Source organism: Actinokineospora sp. (genome assembly GCF_050699995.1).
GTDB lineage: Bacteria > Actinomycetota > Actinomycetes > Mycobacteriales > Pseudonocardiaceae > Actinokineospora.
Map to the genome: position 1 here is coordinate 1 of NZ_JBOHGC010000090.1, position 6,433 is coordinate 6,433.

The 6,433-nt window shown below is 71.3% G+C and carries 7 protein-coding genes; 2 read left to right on the forward strand and 5 right to left on the reverse strand.

The window, feature by feature from the left end; all coding sequences use genetic code 11:
- Nucleotides 1-88: 88 nt before the first annotated feature.
- Complete coding sequence (eno, locus tag ACRDSQ_RS05400; RefSeq protein WP_431419323.1) at nt 89-1,375, reverse strand: phosphopyruvate hydratase; 1,287 nt, start codon at nt 1,373-1,375, stop codon at nt 89-91.
- 147 nt (nt 1,376-1,522) lie between these two features.
- Here eno and ACRDSQ_RS05405 point away from each other — a divergent pair, with 147 nt between their 5' ends.
- Complete coding sequence (locus ACRDSQ_RS05405; RefSeq protein ID WP_431419325.1) at nt 1,523-1,909, forward strand: tetratricopeptide repeat protein; 387 nt, start codon at nt 1,523-1,525, stop codon at nt 1,907-1,909.
- 4 nt (nt 1,910-1,913) lie between these two features.
- Here ACRDSQ_RS05405 and ACRDSQ_RS05410 read toward each other — a convergent pair whose 3' ends face one another.
- From ACRDSQ_RS05410 to ACRDSQ_RS05420, 3 genes are read right to left on the reverse strand one after another with little or no spacing between them, the layout of a single operon-like run.
- On the reverse strand, nt 1,914-2,735 hold the full coding sequence (locus tag ACRDSQ_RS05410) for a lytic transglycosylase domain-containing protein (RefSeq protein WP_431419327.1): 822 nt from the start codon (nt 2,733-2,735) through the stop codon (nt 1,914-1,916).
- Between the two features lie 49 nt (nt 2,736-2,784).
- Nucleotides 2,785-3,624 carry a class I SAM-dependent methyltransferase gene (locus tag ACRDSQ_RS05415; RefSeq protein WP_431419329.1) on the reverse strand — a complete coding sequence of 280 codons (840 nt, stop codon included), beginning with the start codon at nt 3,622-3,624 and terminating at the stop codon, nt 2,785-2,787.
- A complete protein-coding gene (locus ACRDSQ_RS05420) occupies nt 3,594-4,463 on the reverse strand; it encodes an alpha/beta fold hydrolase (RefSeq protein WP_431419330.1) in 870 nt (289 codons plus the stop codon). The genes ACRDSQ_RS05415 and ACRDSQ_RS05420 overlap by 31 nt, the downstream gene beginning before the upstream one ends.
- Nucleotides 4,464-4,525: 62 nt before the next feature.
- On the opposite strand from ACRDSQ_RS05420, the gene ACRDSQ_RS05425 reads away from it, so the two are divergent.
- Complete coding sequence (locus tag ACRDSQ_RS05425; protein WP_431419331.1) at nt 4,526-5,542, forward strand: sigma-70 family RNA polymerase sigma factor; 1,017 nt, start codon at nt 4,526-4,528, stop codon at nt 5,540-5,542.
- A gap of 87 nt (nt 5,543-5,629) precedes the next feature.
- On the opposite strand, the gene ACRDSQ_RS05430 is transcribed toward ACRDSQ_RS05425, so the two are convergent.
- On the reverse strand, nt 5,630-6,433 hold an 804-nt coding region (locus ACRDSQ_RS05430; RefSeq protein WP_431419332.1), incomplete at its 5' end, for a S41 family peptidase.

Genomic DNA, 6,433 nt, shown 5'->3' on the forward strand with positions numbered 1-6,433 from the left:
CGCGTACGGCGGACACTCTCGGGCCTGCGCGCGGCGGAGGTCCCGCCGCGCCTGCCGCCCCGATCGCCTCCGCGCCCGGCCATCGGACTCAGGACTCCGGAGTGAAGCGCGGGAACGCGAGGTCGCCCGCATACCGCGCCGCGTCGCCGAGGGTCTCCTCGATGCGCAGCAGCTGGTTGTACTTCGCGGTGCGCTCACCGCGCGCCGGGGCGCCGGTCTTGATCTGGCCGACGCCGGTCGCGACGGCGAGGTCGGCGATCGTGGTGTCCTCGGTCTCGCCGGAGCGGTGGCTCATCATGCTGCGGTAGCCGTAGGACGTGGCCAGGGTGACCGCGTCGAGCGTCTCCGACAGGGTGCCGATCTGGTTGACCTTCACCAGCAGCGCGTTCGCGGCGCGGCGGGCGATGCCCTCCTCGAGCCGGTCCGGGTTGGTGACGAACAGGTCGTCGCCGACGATCTGCACGCGCTCGCCGATCTCGGCGGTCAGGCGCACCCAGCCGTCCCAGTCGTCCTCGGACAGCGGGTCCTCGATGGAGACCATCGGGTAGTCGTTGATCAGCTGCGTGTAGTACGCGATCAGCTGCTCGGCGCTCTTCTTGGCGCCCTCGAAGCTGTACGCGCCATCGGAGTAGAACTCCGTGGCGGCGACGTCGAGCGCGAGCGCGATGTCGCGGCCGGGACGGTAGCCCGCCTTCTCGATGGCGGTCAGGATCAGGTCGAGCGCCTCGCGGTTGTTGCCCAGGCTCGGGGCGAAGCCGCCCTCGTCGCCGAGGCCGGTGCCCAGGCCCTTGGCCTTCAGCACGGACTTGAGCGAGTGGTAGACCTCGGTGCCCCAGCGCAGACCCTCGCGGAAGCTCTCCGCGCCGATCGGCGCGATCATGAACTCCTGGATGTCGACGTCGGTGTCGGCGTGCGCGCCACCGTTGAGGATGTTCAGCATCGGCACCGGCAACACGTGCGCGTTCGGGCCGCCGAGGTAGCGGAACAGCTCCAGGCCGCTGGACTCGGCCGCCGCCTTCGCCACGGCAAGGGAGACGCCGAGGATGGCGTTGGCGCCCAGGCGCGACTTGTCCGGCGTCCCGTCGAGGTCGACCAGCTTCTGGTCGACGATGCGCTGGTCGACCGCGTCGATGCCCGCCAGCTCCGGACCGATCTCGTCGAGGACCGCGGTCACGGCCTTCTCCACGCCCTTGCCGCCGTAGCGCTTCGGGTCGCCGTCGCGAAGCTCGACGGCCTCGTGCTCGCCCGTCGACGCCCCGGACGGGACCGCCGCTCGCGCCAGGGTCCCGTCGTCCAGCGCGACCTCCACCTCAATGGTGGGATTGCCGCGCGAGTCCAGGATCTCGCGTGCGCCGACCTGCTCGATGACCGCCACGTGGTGCTCCTCACAAAGCGTGCTACTACTCCGAGACGAGCCTAGCGGGGCCGGTGGGCGGCTCGCCGAAGGCACGTCGGGGGCGCGCGGACCAACCCCCGTACGGAGGTCGAGGAACATCATTCCCACCCGTATTGTGAGCGGATTATGAGCGAGGACGGCAGCGGTACCTTCGAGGCGTTCCGGCGGGCGGAGTCCCTGGTGGCGCACCACAGACCCCTGGACGCCCTCGCCGCGCTGGGGCCGGTCCTGGAAGCGGCGCCGGACGCGCCGAGCGTGCAGTCGCTGGCCGGGCGGGCCTATCTGAACTCGGCGCAGTTCGGGCGCGCCGAGGCGGCGTTCCGCCGGGTGCTGGAGCTGGACCCCACTGATCATTACGCGATGTTCGCGCTCGGTCGCACACTGCAACGGCAGAGCCGTTTCGCCGAAGCGCTGACTCAACTGCGGCTGGCGGTGGCGATGAACCCGCTGCCGGAATACCAGGAAGCGCTCGGCGAGGTGAACGCGCGGATCGCACTGCGGCGCGACCGCTGAGGGGTCACCCGAGTTCGGCGACCTTGCGGGCGTAGGCGTCGGCGCCGCTGTAGACGTCGCGGCCGTACTGCAGTGACTTGTTGTAGGTGAACACGGCCTTCCACCAGCCTTCGCCGGTGGCGAGGTCGCCGCCGCTCGCGCACAGGTAGCGGGCCGCGGTCAGGGCCGCGTCGTCGACGTTCTGCGGGTCGGGCGTGGCGCCGTCGCCGCTGGCGCGCTTGGCCCACTTGCCCCACGTGGTCGGGAGGAACTGCATCGAGCCGACCGCCCGGTCCCACTCGCGGTCGCCGTCGAGCGTGCCGCCGTCGGTGTCGCGGATGGCCTGCACCCCGGGTGATCCGTTGAGCGGCACGCCGATGATCGGCTTGGTCAGGGTGCCCTCGTCGGTGACGCGGGTACCGCGGAAGTGGCCGTGGTGGGACTCGACGCGGCCGATGCCCGCGAGCGTGGCCCACGTCAGGTTGCAGCCGGGGTTGTCGGCGCGGGTCGCGAGATCGGCGTTGACATAGGCGATCAGCGTGCGGACCGGGATGTCCGTCGCGGGGCCGACCTTCTCCGCCCAGAGGCGCACGTCCGAGCCGCTCGGCAGGGACCTGGCCTGGGCGAGGGCGGTGCCCGGCAGGACATCGAGGTCGGGCACCTGGAACCGTTGCGCGGTCTCGCGCTCGACGGGTTCGTTGGCCTTGACGACCAGCATCGCGGCGCCGCCGACGGTGACCAGGAGGACGGCGGCGACCAACAGCCTGCCGACCAGCCCGCGCCTGCCGGGTCGCGATGGACTCGGGGGCAGCGGTGCCGGCGGCACGGGAGTCGAGGTCGGCGTCACCCAACCAGGTTACGTTGCCCTGAACGCTGGTTTGTCCGAAACGTGCCGATCATGGCTCCTTCACGGCTTGGACAGCGAACATCAACGGGAGGTGTGGAGCGCTTTCCGGCAGCCGGTGCCATGCCCCTCCGGTGCTGGTCATCGCCTCCCAGCGCGGCCAGGGGAGTTCCTCGGACTCGCGCAACAGGGTGATCCGCAGACCGGACCGGACGAGCGCTGTGACGATCTCGCCGAGGCCGTGGCGCCACTCGTAGTAGGCCAGGTCGTCGGGCAGGGCCGGGCCGTCGGTGTAGGTGCGTGATCCGTCCATCCGGAGGTGGCCGCGGCCGCCGAGGTAGTCGTGCCGCAGCAGCAGGTCCTGGCTCCCGTCGGCGGCCGGGATCGGCCCGAGCGCGTCGAGCAGCGGGTGGAAGTCGACGAGGTAGAACTGGCCGCCTGGGCGCAGCAGGGCGCTGACCTGCGCCGCCCACGCGGGGAGGTCAGGCAGGTAGCACAGCGCGCCCTTGCCGCTGTAGACGATGTCGAACTTGTTGCGCCCCAACGCCTCCGCCGCGGCGTAGACGTCGGACTTGACGTACTCGACGGTCACCCCGGCGGCCTCGGCGAGCCGTCGGGCGGCCACCACGGACTCGCCGCTGATGTCGAGCCCCACCACCCGCGCGCCGCGGTGCGCGAACGCGAGGGTCTCGGCGCCGATGTGGCACTGCAGGTGGGCCACGTCCTTGCCCTGGAGGTCGCCGAGGTCGGACCACTCGTAGTCGGCGAACCAGTCAGCCGGGTCGCGGGTGGCCACGCCGTAGAAGTCACTGGCCACGTGAATGGGTGTGCGCGCGTCCCAGTTGGCTTCGTTCGCCCGGATCATTCGCTCGGTGTCGCCGTCGAATCCCATGCTCCCCATGGTGCCGGGAAGCTCGCGCTGAGGACCTCGCGCAGTCGGGTGTCGAACGCCGCCGGGTCGTCGACGAAGCCGATGTGGCCGCCGGGGAAGGCCGTGGGCTCGATGCCGAGCGCGGCGGCGAGGGCGTTCGACGTGCGGTCACAGAACTGGCCCGCTGACTCCTCGCCGACGCCGATCGCGACGCGGGACGCGACCGCGCGCAGGGCGGCGAGGTCAGGCTGCCAGCAGGTCGACGGGAGCAGTTCGTGCGCGAACCAGAACCGCTCGTCGGCGAACTGCCGCGGCTCGCGTTCCCCGCCGAACATCTGCTGGAACACCGGTTCGGGCAGAAAGATGTTGGCTTGCGCCAGGAACTTGCGCCAAGCACCGGTGGCGTCGCCCGCCAGGTGGGTGGCGATCATGTCCGCGGTGTTCGCGCGGACCTGGTCGCGGTCGTCGAGCAGCTCGCCGAGCGGAGGCTCGTGGGCGATGACGGCCCGGACCTGCTCGGGGTGGGCCTGGACGAGGGCGAGGGCGGTGCCGGCGCCGCCGCTGGAGCCGAAGACGGTCGCCGGGCCGGCGTCGAGGTGGGTGATGAGCCGGGCCAGGTCGGCTGCGCGAAGCTCGGGGGTCGAGTCGGCGTCCGGGTCGTCCACGGAACTGCGGTTGATGCCGCGCGGGTCGGCGGTGAGCACGGTGTGGTCGGCGGAGAGCAAGTCCGCCAGCGGCGCGAAGGAGTCCGCGTTCATGGGTGCGCCGATAAGCGCGACGAGCGGCCCATCGCCGCGGACCTCATAGTGCAGGCGCGCGCCGGGGACGGCGAGGGTGCGGGCGGTGACGGTGGGGTTCATGGGGTCCTCCGATGTGGTCGTTTCGGAATGGAGACTCCCGTGATGGGGCAGAATCGTCGCTCGTGAGCGAAGTTTCCGCGGTGGACCCCGATGTGGCGCTCGCCCGCGCCGGGGACGACGAGGCCTTCGACCGCCTCGTCCGCCCGCTGCGCCGGGAACTGCACGCGCACTGCTACCGCATGCTCGGCTCCACCCACGACGCCGACGACGCTCTGCAGGACGCGCTGCTGCGGGCGTGGCGTGGCCTCGCGGGGTTCGAGGGCCGCGCTTCGCTGCGCTCGTGGCTCTACACGGTGGCCACCCGCACGTGCCTGGACGCCGTCGGCACGCGCGGCAGGCGGGCCATGCCGGTCGACCTCGGCCCGTCGAGCACCCGCGCGGTGGCGGAGATAGCGCCGCTGACCGACGTCGCCTGGCTGGGCCCATACCCGGGCGGGGACTTCGGCCCGAACGCGCCGGGCGCCCGCTACGAGCAACGCGAAGCCGTCGAACTCGCCTTCGTCGCCGCGCTGCAACACCTCCCCGGCAACCAGCGGGCGGCACTGCTGCTCTTCGAGGTCCTCGGCTTCTCCGCGGCGGAGATCGCCACCGTGATGAATACCTCGACCACGTCGGTGAACTCCGCCTTGGCCCGAGCCCGCAAGATCATCGCCGAGAGGGTCCCGACCCACACGCAACAGCAGACCCTGCGCAAACTCGACGACACCCGCCTGCGCGAACTGGTCGCCGACTACGCCACCGCCCTCGAACGCGGCGACGCGGCAGCACTGGTCGCGCTGCTGACCGAGGACGTCACGTGGTCGATGCCACCGCTGCCGCACTGGTACCAGGGTTTGACGGCGGTCGCCGACTTCGCCACCCAGGTCCCCATGGGCAGCTGCGGGACCTGGCGCCACCTCGTCACCACAGCGAACAGCCAACCGGCCGTGGCGTCCTACCTCTGCGCCACCGGCGTGGGCGAACACACCGCGTGGTCGATCAACGTCCTCACCTTCCGCGACAACAGAATCGCCGAGATCACCTCCTTCATCGGCGCGGAACACTTCCCCGCCTTCGACCTGCCCGCATCACTGCCCTGACACGACAGTCGACCGACACCATCCCGCGTCCGCAACCCTTTGACCAGCCGAACAGACTCGTCGTCGCGCTTCCGGGCTTTGTCGTGGTCAGTCCAAGGCGGGCAGGTCGGGTGGAGTGGCGGCCGGGTTCGCCGATAAGCCCTCCAGGGCGAGGCGGATGGCTGTGTCCAGTTGGGGGTCGCGGGCCGCGGCGTGGTCTTGGGGGGTGACCACGACCTCGACGTCCGGGGCCACGCCGTAGTTCTCGACGCCCCAGCCGGGGCCGCGCATCCAGGTGGCGTAGCGGGGTTGGGTGATCAGGGTGCCGTCGACCAGGTGGTACCTGTTGTCGATCCCGATGACCCCGCCCCAGGTCCTGGTGCCGACCACCGGGCCGATGCCGAGGGCCTGGATGGCGGCGTTGACGATGTCGCCGTCGGAGCCGGAGAACTCGTCGGCGACGGCGACGATCGGGCCGCGTGGGGCGTCCAGGGGGTAGGTCTCGTCGTAGTAGCCGTCGCGGGCGCGGGACCAGCCGACGATCTTGCGGCTCAGTTTCTCGATCACCAGCTGCGACAGATGGCCGCCGCGGTTCTCCCGGAGGTCGACGACCACCGCTTCGCGGCGCATCTCCAGGCGTAGGTCGCGGTGGAGTTGGGCCCAGCCGCTGGCGACCATGTCGGGGACGTGCAGGTAGCCGACCTTTCCCCCGGTCGCGGCGTGGACGTGGTCGCGCCTGCCCGCGACCCAGGCCTGGTAGCGCAGCGGCATGTCGTCGAGCAAGGGCACGACCACCACCCGACGGTTCTCGCCCCCGCCCTTGGGGGCGATGGTCAGCTCGACCGGGTTGCCCGCGGTGCCGACCAGCAGCGGCGCGGGACCGTGGGCGGGCTGGACCGGCCTGCCGTCGAC

Bases quoted from the DNA above. Each gene is read 5' to 3' on its own strand.
- ACRDSQ_RS05420 (WP_431419330.1), bottom strand. From the start codon at position 4,463: ATGAACCCCACCGTCACCGCCCGCACCCTCGCCGTCCCCGGCGCGCGC.
- ACRDSQ_RS05405 (WP_431419325.1), top strand. From the start codon at position 1,523: ATGAGCGAGGACGGCAGCGGTACCTTCGAGGCGTTCCGGCGGGCGGAG.
- ACRDSQ_RS05415 (WP_431419329.1), bottom strand. From the start codon at position 3,624: ATGGGATTCGACGGCGACACCGAGCGAATGATCCGGGCGAACGAAGCC.